The sequence below is a fragment of the Micromonospora globbae genome (genome assembly GCF_003610785.1).
GTDB lineage: Bacteria > Actinomycetota > Actinomycetes > Mycobacteriales > Micromonosporaceae > Micromonospora > Micromonospora globbae.
In genome coordinates this window covers 1-18768 of record NZ_RAQQ01000041.1, presented here as the reverse complement: position 1 = coordinate 18768, position 18768 = coordinate 1, and the positions used below count along the sequence as shown (strand labels likewise).

14 protein-coding genes are annotated in these 18768 nt (G+C 69.2%); 11 read left to right on the top strand and 3 right to left on the bottom strand.

Going from position 1 to position 18768, the window contains the following annotated elements; genetic code table 11:
- Window positions 1–169 precede the first annotated feature (169 nt).
- Window positions 170–3196 (top strand): Tn3 family transposase, encoded by a 3027-nt coding sequence (locus tag D7I43_RS30740; RefSeq protein ID WP_120332072.1) that lies wholly within the window; start codon window positions 170–172, stop codon window positions 3194–3196.
- 77 nt (window positions 3197–3273) lie between these two features.
- On the opposite strand, the gene D7I43_RS30735 is transcribed toward D7I43_RS30740, so the two are convergent.
- Window positions 3274–3606, bottom strand: a complete 333-nt coding sequence (locus tag D7I43_RS30735) for a hypothetical protein (RefSeq protein ID WP_147427346.1) — start codon at window positions 3604–3606, stop codon at window positions 3274–3276.
- A gap of 116 nt (window positions 3607–3722) precedes the next feature.
- Between D7I43_RS30735 and D7I43_RS30730 the strand changes: the two genes are divergently transcribed.
- The 6 genes from D7I43_RS30730 to D7I43_RS30705 all read left to right on the top strand — a co-directional run bounded on the left by D7I43_RS30730 (window position 3723) and on the right by D7I43_RS30705 (window position 9201).
- Entirely contained in the window at window positions 3723–5354 is a 1632-nt protein-coding gene (locus D7I43_RS30730; protein ID WP_120332070.1) for a PP2C family protein-serine/threonine phosphatase, read from the top strand.
- Window positions 5355–5887: 533 nt separating this feature from the next.
- Window positions 5888–6352 (top strand): hypothetical protein, encoded by a 465-nt coding sequence (locus D7I43_RS30725; protein ID WP_147427345.1) that lies wholly within the window; start codon window positions 5888–5890, stop codon window positions 6350–6352.
- 389 nt (window positions 6353–6741) lie between these two features.
- Window positions 6742–7026 (top strand): hypothetical protein, encoded by a 285-nt coding sequence (locus D7I43_RS30720; protein ID WP_120332069.1) that lies wholly within the window; start codon window positions 6742–6744, stop codon window positions 7024–7026.
- Entirely contained in the window at window positions 7023–7757 is a 735-nt protein-coding gene (locus D7I43_RS30715) for a recombinase family protein (RefSeq protein WP_120332068.1), read from the top strand. Before D7I43_RS30720 ends, D7I43_RS30715 begins: the two co-directional genes overlap by 4 nt.
- Complete coding sequence (locus tag D7I43_RS32595) at window positions 7754–8401, top strand: hypothetical protein (RefSeq protein WP_147427344.1); 648 nt, start codon at window positions 7754–7756, stop codon at window positions 8399–8401. The genes D7I43_RS30715 and D7I43_RS32595 overlap by 4 nt, the downstream gene beginning before the upstream one ends.
- Window positions 8398–9201, top strand: coding sequence for a hypothetical protein (locus D7I43_RS30705; RefSeq protein ID WP_147427343.1), 804 nt, complete (start codon window positions 8398–8400; stop codon window positions 9199–9201). Before D7I43_RS32595 ends, D7I43_RS30705 begins: the two co-directional genes overlap by 4 nt.
- Before the next feature lie 82 nt (window positions 9202–9283).
- Here D7I43_RS30705 and D7I43_RS30700 read toward each other — a convergent pair whose 3' ends face one another.
- Complete coding sequence (locus D7I43_RS30700) at window positions 9284–9808, bottom strand: DUF5956 family protein (protein WP_147427342.1); 525 nt, start codon at window positions 9806–9808, stop codon at window positions 9284–9286.
- A 701-nt stretch (window positions 9809–10509) separates the two neighbouring features.
- Window positions 10510–11739, bottom strand: a complete 1230-nt coding sequence (locus D7I43_RS30695; protein ID WP_120332073.1) for an IS701 family transposase — start codon at window positions 11737–11739, stop codon at window positions 10510–10512.
- 1068 nt (window positions 11740–12807) lie between these two features.
- Between D7I43_RS30695 and D7I43_RS32890 the strand changes: the two genes are divergently transcribed.
- The 4 genes from D7I43_RS32890 (at window position 12808) to D7I43_RS30680 (ending at window position 18646) form a co-directional block, all read left to right on the top strand.
- Entirely contained in the window at window positions 12808–12945 is a 138-nt protein-coding gene (locus D7I43_RS32890) for a hypothetical protein (protein ID WP_158610191.1), read from the top strand.
- A 397-nt stretch (window positions 12946–13342) separates the two neighbouring features.
- Entirely contained in the window at window positions 13343–14686 is a 1344-nt protein-coding gene (locus D7I43_RS30690; protein WP_158610190.1) for a tyrosine-type recombinase/integrase, read from the top strand.
- A gap of 67 nt (window positions 14687–14753) precedes the next feature.
- The gene (locus tag D7I43_RS30685; protein WP_120332063.1) at window positions 14754–16571 is read left to right on the top strand and encodes a hypothetical protein; all 1818 of its coding nucleotides are present in this window, start codon (window positions 14754–14756) and stop codon (window positions 16569–16571) included.
- The gene (locus D7I43_RS30680) at window positions 16568–18646 is read left to right on the top strand and encodes a hypothetical protein (RefSeq protein ID WP_120332062.1); all 2079 of its coding nucleotides are present in this window, start codon (window positions 16568–16570) and stop codon (window positions 18644–18646) included. The genes D7I43_RS30685 and D7I43_RS30680 overlap by 4 nt, the downstream gene beginning before the upstream one ends.
- Window positions 18647–18768 lie beyond the last annotated feature (122 nt).

The following is an 18768-nucleotide window of genomic DNA, read 5'->3' as shown; positions in this document are numbered from 1 at the left end:
GCCGCCGTCGGCTGCGGAAGCTGAACCGCCTTCTTCTTGTCTGCCATGACGTGGTCCTTCCCGGACAGGATCAACGTCCTGTCCAACGGACCACACCCAGGTCAAACACGGAAATCTACGCAGTCCCTCCCGTCCCGTTCGGTGACGGTCGATGCTCGGGTGGTGGGTTGTGGCGACTCAGGACGTGTTCTCGGCGGAGGATCTGGAGCGGCTTCGGGGGTTCCCGGAGATCAACCGGGCGGAGCTGATCCGGTACTTCACGTTGACCGGTGCGGACGAGGCGTTCGTGCGCCAGTTCCGCACCGGCCGCAACGTGTTGGGTGTGGCGGTGCAGTTGTGCACCCTGCCGTGGCTGGGGTTCGTGCCCGATGACGTCGCGGCGGCGCCGGCCGCCGTGGTGGGCCGGTTGTCGCAGCGGCTCAGGATCGCGATGGGTGAGCTGCGCGGGTACGGGGAGCGGGAGCAGACTCGTACGGATCATTTGCGGGAGGTGGCCGGCTACGCCGGCTGGCGGTCGATGGACACCGCCGAGTGGAAGGACCTGGAGGAGTTCCTGTTCGCCCGGGCGATGGAGCACGACTCGCCGAAGCTGCTGTTCCGGCTGGCCTGCGAGTATTTGCTGTCGTCGCGGGTGGTGCGGCCGGGGGTGATCCTGCTGCTGCGGCGGGTGGCCGCGGCCCGGGCCCGCGCTCGGGGTGAGACGTGGGCGCGGGTGCGGCACCTGCTCACCGACCGGCGGTGCGCGGAGCTGGACCTGCTGTTGGTCCCGGACGCCTACCTGGGCCGGACGCCGCTGGCGTGGCTGGGGGTGGGGCCGACGTCGTCGAGCCCGGCCGCGGTGAAGGCGGAGCTGGAGAAGCTGACCTACCTGCGCCGCCTCGACGCGCACACCCTGGATCTGTCGATGCTGCCGGCGGAGCGGCGCCGGTTCCTGGCCGGCGTCGGGCGGCGGTTGACCGGGCAGGCGTTGCAGCGGCGCGAGCCGGAGCGCCGGTATCCGATCCTGCTGACCCTGCTGGCGCAGTCGGCGGTCGACGTGCTGGACGAGACGCTGCTGCTGTTCGACCAGGCGATCAGCGGTCGGGAGGCGGCGGCGAAGCAGAAGGTCGCCGAGGCCCTGGCGGAGCGGGCGAAGGGCGGGGAGAACCGGCAGGCGCTGCTGGACGAGATCCTGACCATCGTGCTCGACACCGGGATCGGCGACGAGCAGATCGGCACGCTGCTGCGTGGCCGGATTGGTATGGACCGGATGCGGGCGGCGTGGGCCGAGCGCCGTGAGCGGCTGCCGCGTGACCACGGGCAGCTCAGCATGTTGGACGCGTCGATGTCGTACCTGCGCCAGTTCGCCCCGGCGGTGCTGGCGGCGGTCCAGTTCGCCGGCGGCCCGGGTACCGAGCAGTTGCTCCAGGCGGTGAGCGTGCTGGCCGAGCTGTACGCCACCGGCGCGCGGAAGGTCCCGGCCGGTGCTCCGGTCGGGTTCGTGCCGACGAAGTGGGCCGGCTACCTCGTGGCGACGGAGCAGTCCGGTGACGTCACCGCGTACCGCCGGTACTGGGAGATCGCCGTGCTGGTCGGCCTTCGCGACGGGCTTCGCTCCGGTGACGTGTTCGTGCCCGGATCGCGCCGGTACGCCGATCCGGCGTCGTTCCTGCTCACGCCCGAGGCGTGGGCAACGCAGAAGGTGGAGTTTTGCCACCTGGTCGGTAAACCGGTCGAGGCCGCTGACGCGCTCGCGCAGGCCGACGACGAGTTGCACACCGCCCTGGCGGATCTGGAGACGCAGTTGGCGAAGGGCAACCCGGGTGAGGTGCGGCTCACCGACGACGGTGAGCTGATCATCCCGCCGCTGACCGCGGAGGACGTGCCCGCCGAGGCCGACGCGCTGCGCGCGGAGTTGGCCGGGATGCTGCCGAGGGTGCCGATCGCGTCGGCGCTGGTGGAGGTCGACGCGCGGACCGGGTTCACCGACCACCTGGTGCACGCCGGCGGGAAGGTGAACCGGCCGGCCGAGCTCAAGCGCAACCTGCTGTACGTGATCATCGCGGAGGCGACGAACATGGGTCTGTCGGCGATGGCCGAGTCCTGCGGCGTGCCGTACGACGTCCTGGCGTGGACCGCCGAGTGGTACTTCCGGCCGGAGACGCTGGAGGCGGCCAACGCCGCGGTGGTGAACTACCACCACCGGCTGCCGCTGACGAGAGCGTTCGGGTCGGGGACCCTGTCGTCGTCGGACGGGCAGCGGTTCCCGGTCAAGGGCAAGAGCATCACCGCCCGGCACCTGTCGCGGTACTTCGCCCGGGGGCAGGGTGTGTCCACCTACACCCACGTCTCCGACCAGCACTCGACGTTCGACACGAAGGTCATCGTGGCGACCGCGCCGGAGTCGCACTACGTGCTCGACGGGCTGCTGGGCAACGCCACCGACTTGGCCGTGTTCGAGCACGCCACCGACACCCACGGCGCGACCCTGGCCAACTTCGCGCTGTTCGACCTGGTCGGCAAGCAGCTCTCGCCGCGCATCCGTGACCTCGGGAAGATCACCCTCTACCGGACCGGCCCGAACGCCGACTTCCTCGCCCGCTTCCCACGTGCGGGCGGCCTGCTGACCCGGCGGCTGAACACCGACCTGATCACGAGCACCTGGGACGACCTGCTGCGCGTCGCCGCCTCGGTGCAGGGTGGGCACGCGACCGCCGCGCTGGTCGTCGGGAAGCTGTGCTCGTCGAAACGGCAGCAGAACGCGCTGACCAGCGCGATCAAGGAGTACGGGGCGCTGCGCCGCACCGTCTACGCCGCCCGGTACCTGGCGGATGAGACCTACCGGCGGCGGATCTCCCGGCAGCTCAACAAGGGCGAGAACCTGCACGCCCTGCGCCGCTCCCTCGCCTACGCTGGCGAGGGAGCGTTGCGCCGCCGACACCACGAGCAGCAGACCGAGCAGATGTGGTGCCTCACCCTGGCCACCAACGCGATCGTCTGCTGGTCCACCGAGTACCACGGCCTCGCCGTCGGCGCGCTCCGCCGCGACGGCCGCCAGGTCGACGACGAGGTCCTGGCGCACATCTGGCCGACCCACCACGAGAACGTCCACTTCTACGGCACCCACTCGGTCGACATCGACGGTGAACTCGCCCAGCTCGACACCGACGGCTACCGGCCGCTGCGCCTCGCCGAGGCCATCCCGGCGCACCGCTGACCCAGCGGGCGCGCCCGACGGGGTTGTCCGTCGGGCGCGCCCGCAGCAGCATGACGACGTGCGAGGCGTGCAGCCCCTCACCCTTCACCGGTGACGGCGAGCTTGTGCCGCCCGCTGTGGCCCTGGGCCGCGGTGCACACCAGGTACTCGCCCGGCTCGCCGCCGTGAGACTCGGCGGTGAACGGACAACGCGGCGACTTGGCTTCGCCGCTGCGAGCGGCGCCGTGGTAGCCGACGCTGGAGGCGGGATCGGAGAGGTTGACCAGCAGCGCGCCGGCATTCCTGCCGCAGATGAGGGTGCCCGGCAGTTGACCGGTCGCGACGAGCCAGGCGTCCAGCCGGGGCGCGTGGCATCCGGTGTCGGCCACCAGGCTGAGCCCCGCGAGGCGGGCCGGCAGCCTGTCGACCACGTCCGCGACCGTCTCGCCGGCGGCGCCCGCGTCGAGCACTACCGCGAGGTCAATGTGGAAGTTGTTGAGGGCCAGCCCGCCGCAGCGGTGACGTCGTGCTGGTTAGAGTTCGTCGGGTGGATGACGTGTTCGGCCAGGCGGGTGCGTTGCGTGAGGCGTACGGGCGGGTGGATTGGGCGGCGACGCCGATGGGTCCGGTCGAGTCGTGGTCGCCGACGCTGCGCACGACGGTGGAACTGACGTTGCAGACGCGGTTCGCGGTGACCACGTTCTGGGGCCCAGAACTGATCATGGTTTACAACGAGGCGTATGTGCCGTTGATCGGGGACAAGCATCCTGCGGCGTTGGGAGCGCCGGCGGCGGCGGTGTTCCCGGAGATCTGGGACACGATCGGCCCGATGCTCACCGGTGTGTTGGCGGGCGGGCCGGCGACCTGGTCGCAGGATCTGGAGCTGTTTCTGGACCGTCGCGGGTTCGCCGAGCAGTGTTATTTCACTTTTTCCTACTCCGCGGTGCGCGGTTCGGACGGCCGGGTCGAGGGTGTGATCGACATCGCGGCGGAGACCACCGAGCAGGTGGTGTTGCAGCGCCGGTTGACGCTGCTGACCCGGCTGACCGACGCGTTGAGCATGTCTGATGATCCCCAGCGGATCCTGCTTGCCGCCGTCGGTGTGCTGCGCGCTGCTCCGCGTGACCTGCCGCAGGCCGACGTGTTGTGGCCTGGCGTGTCGGCGGCGGGTGCGCGGTTGCCGGCGGTGCCGCCGTCGGTGTTCGGGCGGCAGGACCTGGTCGTGGAGGACTGGAGCGGACGAACGGTGGCGTGGCTTCGTCTGCCGACGGCGTCGCCGTGGCGGCAACAGCCGGTGCTGGTCGCTGAGCTGAGCCCGCACCTGCCGGTTGACGAGGCCTACACCCGGTTCCTGCGTCTGGTCGGCGCGGCGATCGGCCAGGCGTTCGATCGGGCGCAGGCCCGCCAGGTCGAACGGCGTTTCGTCGAGTTGGAGCGGCAGATGTCCGAGGCGCTGCAACGCAGCGTGCTGACTGAGCCGGCGCAGCCGGAGCGTCTGCAGGTGGCGGTGCGCTACCGGGCCGCTGTCGAGCAGACCCGCATCGGCGGAGACTGGTATGACTCGTTTCTGCTACCCGACGGCGGCTTGGCGCTGACCATCGGCGACGTCACCGGTCATGACCAGCGGGCCGCGGCGGCGATGGCGCAGATCCGCAACCTGCTCCGCGGTGTCGCCGTCACACTGCGCAAACCACCCAGCGCTGTGCTGGGTGAACTGGACACCGCTATGCGTACCCTGGCGGTCACCGCGTTCGCGACCGCAGTGCTGGCCCGCCTCGATCACACGGGCGGGCCTCAGACGTTGCGATGGTCCAACGCCGGGCATCCACCACCGGTGTTGATCGTCCCCGACGGCACCGCCAAGCTCCTGCGCACCCGGCCAGAGGTGATGCTCGGCGTCAGCCCCGACGCCACGCGAACCGATCACGCCGTCACGCTGGCGCCCGGCTCGACGGTGGTCCTCTACACCGATGGACTCATCGACCGCCGCGGGGAGCTGCTCGACGCCGGGTTGGCCGACCTCACCACCGCCCTCACCGGTACGCAGAACCTGACGGCAGAGCAAGTGTGCGAGCACCTGCTCGACCGGTACGCCGCCAGCAGCGACGACGACATCGCTCTACTCGTGCTCCACGTGCCCGACGCCGACGCCACCGCACTGCCCGCGGCGTCTACCTGAGCCACGTTGATCGTCAGCTACAAGGAGGTGCCGGTGATGCGCTGTGCACGCCGCCGGCGCAGCGACTGCACGTGCCGCCAGCGTTGACGACCTGCCTCTCTCCCGCAAGGGCCGCACCAGGCGGTGGTCGTGATCCGCGAGCACGGGCTTCCTAGTCTCCGATGTCGCAGGGTGCCGGCGTCACGGGCCGCGGGGGTCGACGAGGGGTCGCGGTGTGCTGGTCGCACGGTGATCTCTCGTAGGTCTTCCAGTCCCACGCCGGCTTCGCCGTAGGCATCCCCCAGCGTCCCCGCCGCCTCAAACACATCATCCACAAGCGCAACTGAAGCCAGCACCCGGCAGGGGCAAAGTACGCCGGTGACCGGTCAGCTCCCCCAGCCAGCAGCTTCGTTTGACAGGCCAGCGGGAGGGAAGACGCATCTGCCGCCCGCCTATCCCGCGCGTGACTACCATCCGTCGCAGCGGGACGGGATCCGCCGCGCGATCGTGGCGAGAGGGCATCCAGGGGATTGGGGGAACCAGTGATCGGGCCCGTGCAGATGCTGATGATCGGATTCAAGAGTGACCAGATTCCCCCCGAGGTGCGCAAGGAACTGAAGGACCTGCTCGCCAATGATCAGATACGGGTGCTCGACGTGCTCACCATCCTTAAGCACCGCAACCGCACGATCGAACAGCAGCCGAGCCCTGACCTGCTTCCCCTTAACTCAACGCACTCCGGTGACCTGCTGGGCAGGCTGCTCCGTGAATCCGGCTCATCAGCAGTGATGGGAGAGAGCACCTCAGGGGGGCGAGGCTACCTCTTCAAAGGCGACGACATCCCACAGCTACGCGACTCCATGCCAGCAGGGACCGGAGCGGTCGTGCTTCTCCTCGAACATAGCTGGGCCAAACCTCTGCGAGACGCCGTCGTGAGCTCCGGGGCGTTTCCCGTCCGCGACGCGTGGGTCGGCCGGACCGCCCTGCAACAACTCGACCTCATCGACTCGACACGCTAGAACGTCACGTCGACATCGCCGATCGGTCGAGCCCGGGGTGCAGCGCGATAGCCGGAGAGACCGAAACAGCGTGTGGCCGGCACCCACCCCCCGGATGCCGGCCGCGCTGCGCGTCGTCGCGGTGCGGCGCGGCAGAGGCGGCATCGCACCGTCAACAACACGACCCCCGGCAATGCGCATCGATCGGGCCCTGCTGCCGGTGACGGGGCACGTCGCGACGAATGTCAAGTGTACCCAGGTCTGGAGCGGGAAACTGTCTGGGAATCGGTCGTTTCCCGAACAAGATCGAAAACGGGCGCCTCGGCCGATCAAGGGCGTTCGGAAAACCTGTCCGGAAACCTCGGCGTGTCCAACAAGGCGACGGGGGTTTCTCGGTCACCCTGAACGCCATGACCTACGGCACCGGGTACGTGGCCACCGTCGGGCCTGAGCAAGCCGCGTGGCTCACCGATCCCGAGCACTTCGACGGCGCCACCGCTGGCGTCGACAACGGTGACGGCACCGTCACCCTCACCGAGGAACAGGTCGACGTGCTACGCGAGCGCGACACCGGCGAGGGGCGGCCCGGGGATCTGGAGTGGGACGACGAGCACGGCCTGCTCGTATACCTGCCTGATAGCGGGGACTGCCGGGGTTTCTGGCTGGTCGAGCGTCTCCAGGCTGGCCACCGGTGACCGCCGCTCTCCCGCCCGAAGGCGGCGATCTGCTGGCGCCCACTCCACTGGCGGGTGTGCTCGTCGGCTATGGTCGGGTCTCTACCCGGGAGCAGAACCTCGCCCGGCAGCAGGCCGCGCTGAGCGCGGCCGGGTGCGCGAAGTGCTTCTTCGACAAGGCATCCGGGAAGAACGCCGACCGGCCGGGCCTGCACGACGCGTTCGAGTACCTGCGTCCCGGCGACGCGCTCACCGTCGTGTCGCTGGATCGGCTCGGCCGCTCGCTGGAGGACCTCATCACGATCGTGGGCCGGCTCAAGCGCCACAGGGTCGGGTTCCAGTCGCTGCACGAGAAGCTGGACACCACCACCGCCGGGGGCATGTTCGTCTTCCACGTCTTCGCCGCCCTGGCCGAGTTCATCCGCACGATCATCGTGGCCAACACCAACGAGGGCCTGGCCGCCGCCCGCGCCCGAGGCCAACGTCTCGGCCGCCCACCGGCGATGACCCCCGAGAAGGTCGCCTACGCGATGCAGCTCCTGGCCGAGCCGGACCGATCGATCTCGTCGATCGCGAAGCTGCTCGGGATCTCCCGCAGCACTCTCTACAAGGCGCTGCCCCAACTCGTCCCGGCGCAGTTGGCCCGCGAGCGCCTGGCCGCGCAGATCGCCGCCCTCCCGGCCGACACCCGACCGGCGCCCTCGCTGCGCCCGTACGACGCCCTGCTCAACCAGGAGCCAACCCGGTCGTGACCACGAGGAAGACGGAATCGGCCGGCTGGCCGCTCGCCCGGGAGCTGGCCAGGGACCTCTGGTGCGAGCTGCGCGCCGGCCCGCAACCGCTTCCCGTGCTCTACCTCGCCTGCGACGGCTGCGGCCAGGTCACCGCGCACACCCGGGTGCAGAAGGTCATGAGCATCAGCGACGGAACACTCACCACCTCGCCACCAGAAGCGGTGTGCGAGGCGTGCGAGCACGCCCAGCCCCGCGCGATCGGCGACGAGCTACCCGCCGACACCACGGTCATCTGCACCGGTCACCGGTTCCGGCGGCTCGGATTCCGGCGCCGACGCACGGAGTGCGGCGAAGCCTTCGCCGTCCCGGTCGCTGCGGTGCTAGTGGTTTGTCCGTGGTGCGTGCCCGGCAGGTCGGGCCTGGTCGCAGCCCGGGGCAGGCGACGCAGCGACGACGACCTGTTTAAGGCAGGAGTGAAACACCTGGTCCGGGTAGGTGCCGGGGTGACGGACGGATCGGCATATGTCAGCGCGACGACCCGCTCGGGCACTGCTGGTGCAAGTTGCAGGATCTGCCGCTATCGATTCTTGCTGTCGATCGTCGCCGATGGTTACGGTGCGATGTCTGGTTGTAACCGAGGAGCCTTAGGGGAGGTCTCATGAGGATCACCAGAGCACTACTCGCCGCCGGTCTGGCCGTCGTGTCGATCGCGGCGGTCCTGCCCGGCGCGGCGTCAGCCGCGCCGTCGTGGAAGGGTCTGACCGGGCCGGCCGGGACCGGGTTGCAGGCGTGCGTGGCGCAGGCCAAGGCGCAGCGCCCCTCGTCCTGGACGTGCATGGGTGGGGCGTTGACCACCGCTGGCGCGAACGGCAAGCCGACCACCACGGTCGTGGCCGACGACTTCCAGCAGACCGCTCCGGTCGCCGAGCGGGTGGGCGTCGCCGCCGACGACTACGACAGCTGGTGCGAGTCCGGATCGGTGTGCGGGCGCACCGTGGGCGGCAACTACATCGCCGAGGTCAAGGGCAACGCCGCCTACGGCAACGCCGCCGGGGTGATCGGCGCGTTCGACTTCATCGTCCGTCAGGCGTTCGAGGGCACCCGGCCGCGGTGGCGCAACACGCTGATCTGGGACTACGGCCCGCAGATGCAGCCGCAGGAGTTCACCAACAACTGCCGGACCAACGTCACCGGCCCGGACGGCTACTGCGGGCAGAACCCTTTCTACTTCGCCAACGTCAGCTCCGGTAGCTGGCGCAGCGACAAGCCCAGCACCACCGGCTACTACTACAACAGCCAGCTCACCGCCGGCAGCGGCAAGTACCACGACGACAACTACGGCTCGTTCTTCGCCTCCGGCTACTCGCAGCTGTTCTACGCCCCGACGATCCACACCGGTCGCTGGAACCAGTGCACCGTCAGCCCCGGCTGCCGCTACTACCAGGTCCCCTGGGCCGCCTGAACCCACCACCGATCAAGAGCCGGGTGGCCGCGAAGGCGGCCACCCGGCTCGGTGTGATGCCGGCGGCATCACACCAGCCGAGTCAGGGCGGCGGGGCCTCGCCGCGCACGGTGCGGGCCGTCAACTGCACGAACGGCTCGTTCAACGTCAGCTCGATGCCCTGCTGCTGCGCGCGGTGCCACACCTGGTCGAGGACGGCGTCCACGCTGTCGTACCCGGGCGGCGGCTTGAGCAGCCAGAGACGCCCCCGGGGGCGCCCGGTGATACCGACCCGGGCCAGGGTCCAGTCATGGTCGTCGTCGATCTCCGCCATCATCGCCGGACCGGCCTCGCGGGTCTCCGTGCGCAGAACGGCGTGCGTCTTCGGGTCCTGCTCGTACCAGGTGTCGTAACGGGTGGCACGGTCCGGCACCCACGTGCGCAGCTCGCGCGGCCACACCGCCGGCAGGAACGCGTACAGCGGCGCGTCGGGGGCCAACTGCCAGCCCCGCGCGATCAGCTCCCGCACCTCCGGCAGTTGCTCCGGGCCGAGCCCGGCCGCCTCGCCCGCGTCCTCGGCGGCCGGATCCGGGGGCTGGTCCACGCCCCAGTCGTAGGCGATAGTCACCCCCGCACTGTACGACCGCGCCCGCCAGGCGGCGCCGCTGTTGGACCAGCTCAGGCGACGTCAGCCAGCGGGTTCGGGCAGGCGCAGTAGGCCGGCAGCGTGATGAGGTCGGGACGTCCGCGGCGGTCATCCGCCGCCGCTGATCTCGCATCCCACCTATCGGGATCGCAGGAAACGGCGAAAAGTCTCCCCTGCAACCCGCTCCCTTTGGCAGCGGACCCCAGGTACGGGCCTAGATCAACTGCTTATCGATGTTTTTGGTCTGGAAACTACGGGCGGGCCAGCCAGGGCAACCAATGGGAGAGCCGAGCTCATGTTCAGTCAGAATGATTACGATCGTCAGTATCAAAGTTCTCAGGCTGCACAGCTCGGTCGGCTGCCAGGTTTTCCCCGACGGCTCCGCCCCGCCCCGGACCGCTCGGCCGACAGTGGACCCAGCCCCGACGCCGCGCTGGCTACGCGTTGCCGAGGCAGGACCGGGACGGTTCCCGTGTTCACCTGCTGTTCGATCGACGAAGGAGGAGCCCGACTATGCCCCCGCGGCCTCGCCACGGCTACCCCGCAGCACTTCACCGTGGCCTCCCCACGCGACCGAAGTAAGCCACGTGACGAGTTCCCCGCCGACCGAGCAATCCACGGGGACGCACCGCATCCAGCCCAGATCCACCACGTTCGAGCTGGCGTGCCTTAATACTCCAACGTCACTTTGCCTGTCTGTGCTGGTAGTGGGATCGTCGGGCGCGGGCTTGGGATGTTCGTCGCCAGATTGACCAGTGCAGGGTGTGTGCTGGTGGGTGTGCCACGGTGAGGACGAGGGCGTTGAGTAGTCGGCGGATCTCGGCGACGGTCAGCGCGATGATCTCCGGGTTGGTGTCGGGCTGCTGTGCGGCGAGGAGGGTCAGGACGGCCAGGGCGAGCATGGCCAGGGTGACGTGCCGGTGCCAGCCGGTCCAGCTGCGGACCTGGTAGTGGTCGAGGCCGACCTGGCCTTTACCGGTCTGGAACAACTCTTCGATGCTCCACCGTGAGCCGGCGACGGTCACGAGGGTGTGCAGCGGCACTGGGGGTGACCAGCACAGGTAGAAGGCCAGCTCGCCGGTGCTCCGGTTGCGGCGGATGAGTAGCCACCGATACTCGTTCGGCCGGGTGGCGGTGGTGATCCAGGCCCACAGATAGATGCGGGGTCCTTTCGCCCCGGGCCCGCAACTGTGCGGCTGCCACTCGCGGCGGGGGATCCGGTCGGCGAGGTCGTCGACGCGCACGAGGGTCCGGCCGTCGTTGACGTGCACGCGTCGGTCGCAGCCGACGGCCAGGACGTAGCCGATCTCGCGGTCTTCGAGGTCAGCGCGTAGACCTGGGTCGGCGCCGTAGACCTCGTCGCCGGTCACCCACCCGAACGGGACACCGGCATCCAGCGCGGCGGCGATCATCTGCCGGGCCAGGGCAGGCTTCGTGGCGAACCCGACGCCATCCGGCACGTCGGCGGCAGCGAGGCGTTCGGGCTGGTCGCACCAGGCCGCCTGCGGCAGGTAGAGCCGACGGTCGATCATCGCCCGCCCGTGCGGGGTGACGTAGGCCAGGAACACCCCGACCTGGCTGTTCTCGACACGTCCGGCGGTGCCGGTGTACTGCCGCTGCACCCCGACCGAGCACACGCCCTTCTTCAGGAACCCCGTCTCATCGGTGACCAGCACCCCATCGGGATGGCCAAGCTGCTCGACCAACCAATCACGCACGTCATCGCGGACAGCCTCAGCGTCCCACACCGCCGTACGCAGCAGCCGCTGCATCGCCTGCGGATCGTTGTGGCCCGCCCGTTCCGCTAGGGACCAGCAGGTCTTGCGTTCCACACCTGATAGGAGCCCTTCGACGAACTGCCCGGCAGTCCGACGTGGCTCCGCTCTGGCGAACCGGTCCGCGACACGCGTCACCGCCTCGTCCAGGATGACCCGCCACCCAGCGGGGTCTACGCTGTGGCACGCGGCCACCGCACGATCTTCGGTAGTCCTCACAAACCATCGATGATCAACGCGGTGGCCGTCCTCATGCCCGCGCCACGCCCAACGTCAAAGCCAAGTGACGTTGGAGTACTAGGCCAGTGTCGCGGGCAAGGTACCTCTGCAGTTCATCCAGCCAGACCACCGTACGGGCGGTGGGCGCCGCAGCAAGGGTCCGAATCTCCTCGGAGTCGGCCGGGTGGAGCAGCCACCACTCTGGAAAGGTATTTTGGACGGCTTCATAGAGGGTTCGCGTCTTTCCTACCGATGATCCACCCACCAGCAGAACGAAACACCCCTGTTGGACGCCCGCAGCCAACGCCGCTCTTAACTGGGGGTCGACATCGCGAGGGATATACATCGGTAGCTCGCCGGGAGCGCCCTCGATCCGGATCGCAGCGTGAACACTGAGCCGCCGAGGCAACGCTTCCCGTACCCGTATCGCACCGCCGGGTTGAGCGAGATCGGCGGTGCGCGCACGCTCCCACGCCGCGAGCCACTGGACGAGGTCAGCCGACGCGACTCGGCAGACTGCCAGGTAGGTCAGCAGCTTGTCCTTACTGGGTAGTCGTTTGCCATTAACGATCTCTCCCACGGTGCTTTTGCCCAGGATCTCCCGAGGCGATTCACCTGGACGCAACCGCAGCTTCCTCGACTCCCGCTCCATAGCCTCGTACGACAGGTCCCGGCGGCGGCGGAGCCCATCCAGGCAAGCGGCCAGCTCGACCAGAGTGTTTACCCGGGACGGATCAACTCCTGGCACGGAGCTTGATCGATCCACTCTAGTTCCCGCCCATCCGCTTACCGTCCGACAACTGGCACCGGCCTCCGACGGACAGAGTAGTAGCCGATCGCTCGCCGCTATGGCCCCCAGTTCATCCGTTCGTGGCCGGCGGCGCCCTCCGGGATCCTCCGACGCCATCGCCGGAGGGCTCGCATCACCGCTGCACTGGGACTCGTCCGCCAGGGCCGGCTGGGCCCCCACCACGCAAGGAGTTCCCCATGCAGCAGTGGCTCGACGTCATCCAGGCCACCAGCGACCTTCTCGCCTTCGCTGCCGCCCTCACGAACCTCACCATCGCGATCACTAGCCGCCGCAGGCCTTCCGATCGACGGTCTCGGAGCGGCATCGAAAACTAGCTCGCCATCGGCGGTGGTCCTGGCGCCGCCCCGGGCGCCAGGACCAGCTTCTTCTCCGACTTGGTCGTGTTGAAGGATCGACGCGATGGCCGGCTCTTATCTACGCAACACGCCCATCACGGGCAAGTCGTACACCACTTCCGTAGACGCGATCTTGTGGTGACACGCTGTAGTCAGCTGGCGTAGTCATCCAGTGAATCTGATCAGGCTATCCGCCGCTACTGTCGGACACTGGCGCCGTTGAGTGGTTGACGTAGTTGTTGACTGCCCCGGAGCTGTAATGCACCTATTCTTCGCAGACGCGCGGACGGTCCGTAAGGCCGGTGGCGTCCGGGGGCTGAGTGCACCGGAGACCTCCGATGTGCTCGCGAGGTTCGCGCCGACACCGGGTACGCCGGTGCTGCTGTCGGAGTCGATGTGGCCGGTGGAGCCGCTGTGCAGCTGGTTCCGGGAGCTGGCGCTGAACCGGCGTAGCCCAAGGACGACGCGCGGGTACGCGTATACGGCGGTGATGCTGCTGCGGTTCCTGCAGGCCCGAGGGCTCGACCTGGCGTCGGCTTCCGAGTCTGACGTCCAGGACTTCCGGCGGTGGCGGCTCGACGAGGCCGAGCAGACGGTCGGTGAGGCGGCCTGGGATCGCGACGCGGCAGCGATCGGCTCCCTCTACGGCTTCCTGCTGCGGCAGGGCGTCGTTGAGCGCCGGCCATGGCGAGTGACGACCCGGCGGCAGCGGACGCTGGCCAGCGGGACCCGCCGGGATCTGCGGGTGCGGCACATGGAGCTTGAGCAGTACCTGTACTGCCGCGACGTCGGATTTGGCGGGCTGGCGCCCGACGGCGGTCTCGACCAGGGCTTCCGGGGCTGGAGACCGCATCGCAACCGCGCGGCCTGCGAGCTGGCCCTGCTGACCGGGACGCGGATCCAGGAGTGGTCGACACTGCTGCTGCCCGAGCTGGGGCTGCTCGATGGCCGACGGCCGCGCACCGCCGACGTTGAACTCGGCGCGTGCGCGAAGGGCGGGCACCACCGCTCGGTCTATGTGCCGGGCGACGCGATGGAACTGCTGGACCCTTACCTGCTGCTGGAGCGGCCCGAGATCGTCGCGAAGGCGCAGGGCACGCTGCGGCGCGACCACCGAGACCTGTTCGTCATCACTCGGCTGGAGGCGGACGGCGCGAAGGCCTGCGGCGTGCTTGAGGGCCGTACGGTCACCAGGTCGATCCGGGGCATGGATCTGCAGCTGCGGCGGATCGCGGTGTGGGAGACCGGGGACGGTCTCGATCCGCTGGCGGTGTTCATCGGCGCCGGTGGGCGGATGCTCACGGCCTCGGGGTGGGACCGGGTTCGGTGGACGGCGTGGGAGCGGATGAAGGCCGCGGTGACCGGTGGGGTGGGGCCGCAGCTGCCGCGCCGGTGCTGGGTGTATCACGATCTGCGTCATACGTTCGCGCTGCGGCTGCTGATCTACTTGACCCGGCTAGCGCTAGGTGACGGCCGGGCGCAGCAGCTGCCCATGTCGACGCTGCTGGACCACATGAGCGGCAACCCGTTGTTGGAAGTACAGCGGCGGCTCGGCCACGCGAGTCCGGCGACGACCTACCGCTACATCCGGTACCTCAAGGACCCGATGCGGGACGTCGATGAGGCATTCCGGGCCTGGACCGCCGCCGGCGGGGCGTCCTACGCCGACATCGCCCGGACGACGATGAGTCTCGGGGACGGCGATGCCGCGCAGGGGTGAGCACCGCTCCGGATTCCCTCCAGCCCGCGCCGCGGAGCTGTCTGTCTCCAGGATCGGGGTGAGGCGGGTGACGGCGCCCGCGACCGGCCAGGCGGCTCTGCGCTCGGCCACGGCGGTGCTGTCATTCGATCCGGCCGCGTTCGCGTGTGCGCGGCTTGCCGCGGAACTGGCCGACGAGTGGGTGGACCTCGTGCAGGCCGGACGGCTGCGTGAGACCGCGGGCCGTTTGTATCTGACCGCGATGAAGGACTTCCTGACGCACGTCGATGCCACGGTCTCGGGCTCCGGTTCGGCGTCGCTGGCACGGAGCTCGCCGGACCTGCATCACGCGGTCACCGAGTGGATCCGAATTTTGCCGTCCCGGCATGCGCCAGGGTCACGAACGCCGGGCTCGCATGCCGGGCGGGTCCGTGCCCTGATCGCCCGGCGCGCCGAGCACCCGGACCGGCCGGTCGCCGGGCACCTGAACGGCTGGATCGCCGGCGCACTCGGGGTCCGGCGCGGCGGCAGCACCGAGCTGGATGAGTTCAGCCGCGCCGATAAGCAGAAACTGGTCCGAGCCGCGCAGGCGACCCGGCGGGCGACCGAGACGAGGATCCGTGCCGGGCGGGCCTTGGCCGCCACCGGCACGGACCCTGAGGCCGGCGGCTGGACGCAACCAGAAAATGTGCTGTGGACCATCGCGCACAACGTCCGCAGCTGCAACGAGATCGTCAGCCTTCTGCCGGACCCGTCCGGTATGCCGCCGCAGCAGGACTCGGCATCGGGGAGGTGCTTGCGGGACCGGCGGGACGTGCTGCGCCACCTGGTGGGTCAGCTGTTCCTGACGAACATGGACCTGCACGCCTACAAGATCTTGCTGATGGCGGCCACCGGCAGGGCACCAGAGGAGATCACCGGCCTGACCGAGGACGACATCGAGTTCAGCCCGCACGGCGTGACGATCACCTTCGGCAAGAACCGCGCGCACGCCCGGATGCGGCAGGCGTTCTCCAGCGAGCCAGCCGAGGCCGGGCTGCTGCATCCGTCCGGGCCGCGGCTGGACGCGGCGGAGATCATCCGGTCCCTGCTGGAGCTGAACCGGCCCCTGGCCGAACGGATGGGAATCTCACCGGTCCCGCTGTTCCTGCGGGCATCGCTGGCTGGCGTGTCGCTGTCGGTCGGGCTGTCGACGCGGCACAAGGGCCAAAGGTTCAGCGACTGGTTGGCGATCAACAACGTGACGGTCGACGGCGCCGCCGACATCCGCAGGCTGCGCAAATCCACCAAGGTCGAGAAGGCCATTACCTTCCGCGGGCGGATCAGTGACATCGCCGACGACCACTCCGCGCAGACGTTCCGCGGCCACTACGCCCACGGCACGACGCTGCGGGTGATCGCCGGAGACGTGGTCACCGCCGCGCAGCGGCACTGGCTTGACAAGGCGCTGGCCGGGCCGACCGTCCTGGACGAGCAGGCCACCCAGTCGCTGACCGACCCTCAGGCCGCGGCGGTGCTCGGGCTGAGCCCGGCCGACGTCGAGGCGCTGCGGGCCGGGCATCTGGACATGGGCGTCACGGAGTGCACCGACCCGTTCGCGTCGCCGTTCGGCCGGCCCGGGCAGCTGTGCCCGGTTGCGCCGCTGCGCTGCCTGGAGTGCCGCAACGCCTTCGTGCTGCCATCGAACCTGCCGCAACTGCTGCTGTTCGCCGGCCACCTAGACAAACTCGCGCTGCGACTGTCGCCGCAACACTTCCACGCGCTGTGGGGCCAGAGCCGCGCGAACCTGATCGAGGTGCTCAAGTCCCGCACCTCTGCCGAGATCGCCCAAGCACGACGGCAAATCGCCGAGGACGCGATCACCCTGCACCTTCCCCTGGCCAGCACCGTGGAGTTCGACGCGTGACCACCACCGCCTCACCGGCCGTAGGCCCGTCCGCCTTCTACCGCGACGACGAGGCGGTCATCCAGTCGCACCCACTGTTGCCCGGCGCGACTCCGCCCCGGTTCGGTGGCACCGACTGCTGGGACCTCAACGGCGTAGTCCACAAGGCGCCCAGCCACGCGTCGGCGGCCATCCGCGTGCTGTTCCACGACCTGACCCCGGCCTGGAACCTGATGGCGCGTGAGCTGGCGATGCTCTGGCTCAATCCACGCCACCCGGCGATCCTGGCCGCCGGCGTCCACCTGCGCGCCGACCCGCTGGCGGTGATGACCGTGACGCAGCGGATCGGACACCTGCGGCCACTGGCGGCGTTCGGCGCCGAACGAGGGCTACCACCCGACCTGCGGGGCTGGAACCCGGAGGACTTCAAGGCCTACATCGCGCACCGGCAGACGATCACCGAGCCCGGCTCCGTCACCAACCACGTCCAACTCATCAAAGCCCTGCACCAATTCCGGGCGGCCCTGACCTGCGGGGGCCTGCCGCACGACCCCTGGCCCGGAATCTCGACCAACGCCGTGGCTAACCAGCCGATCGTTCCTGAGCTGCGCACCCCGGTCATCCCGCCGGAGACCTGGTTCCCGCTGATCCGCAATTGCTGGACCTACATCGACGTCTTCGCCCCCGACATCCTGCGCGCCGCCGCCCACTGGGACGAGCTTCGCAGCCGACCGTTGACCGGCCCCGACGCGGCGAGACGTTTCGACACCTGGCTGGCGGATACGGCGAACACGATCCCGACGCGCCGCGCCCGGCCGAGCGAAACCCCAGGACCGAAGATCAACATCAGCCTGCTAGCCCGGATCATCGGCGTCCGACCGGATTTCTTCCAGAACTCCACACCCCACGGCCGCTGGCGCCGAAAAGCCCTCGAACGTCTCGTCGTCAACGGGCGCACCCACCCGGGCCTGCTACCGGACCTGGCCGAGGTGAGCCGGCCGGACGGCAGCCGCGGGCCATGGCACGACAGCCTCGGCCCCACCGAGCTGCAGGTGGAGCAGGTCATGCTCCGCAACGCCTGCTTCGTGTTCACCGCCGCGCTGTCGATGATGCGCGAATGCGAACTGCGGACCATCACCAAAGACGCCCTGGTCGAGCACTACGGCAGCCCCGCGGTGAAGTCCACGAAACAGAAGCTGGACCCCGGCCTTCCGATCAAACACTGGTGGATCACTCCGCCGGTCGCCCGCGCGATCGAGCTGGCGGGCCGGCTCTCGCAGCACGACAAGCTCGTGTTCGCCTCCGTCGGCGACCGGTGGGCCGGGGACAGCTTCGCCAGCATCGCCGCCATCGACGACTTCATCAACCACATCAACCGCTGGCGGCACGCCAGCGGTCTTGAGGAAATCCCGGACGGCAAGGTCACCCCGCACATGTTCCGCCGCACCATGGCCATGCTCACCCGTGACTTCCCCGGCTCCGAGATCGCCGTCGGCATGCAGCTCAAGCACGTCACCACCAGAGCCCTAGCCAACCGCGTCACCGGCAGCTACATGGACAACGACCCGTCCTGGGCACGCCACCTCGACACCGCGATCGCCGACCGCCGCTTCGACCGGCTCACCGAACTCTTCAACGCCGACACCGCCGGCCAGCACATCGGCTACGGGCCCGGCGCCGACCGGATACGTGAAGCCTTCGCCGCCGTCCGCGACCAGGCCGAGCGCCTGCGCGCCACCGGTCAAGCCCAGCGCGGCGACATCCGCGTCGAACACGACCTGCTACGCCGCACCCGCATCTCCATCCGTTTCGGCAAACTCAACCACTGCACCATGAACGACAACGACCCCACCGGCGCCAAATGCATCGAAGACGCGATCAGCCCCGACGGCCACCGCGGACCACTACTCGACCGCTGCCAGCCAGGACGTTGTCCCAACAGCGTCGTCGCCCCCGAACACATCCCGATCTGGACCGCAGAACGATCCGCTCTGGGCCGGATACTCGCCGACGGCAAGATCGCCGCGAACCATCGACGCCGCATCGAGTCTGAACTCCAGGAAGTTGACCGAGTGCTGAAGCGGAGCAATCAATGAGCCATTTTCATCGTGATCAAGGGCGGTTGAGCAGGCAGGCGAGCGTGGCGTGTCGCTGCTCCGGATAGGACGAAGCTCCCGGTAGGACAGCAGTCGACCAAGACGCACTGCCCAGCACGGGA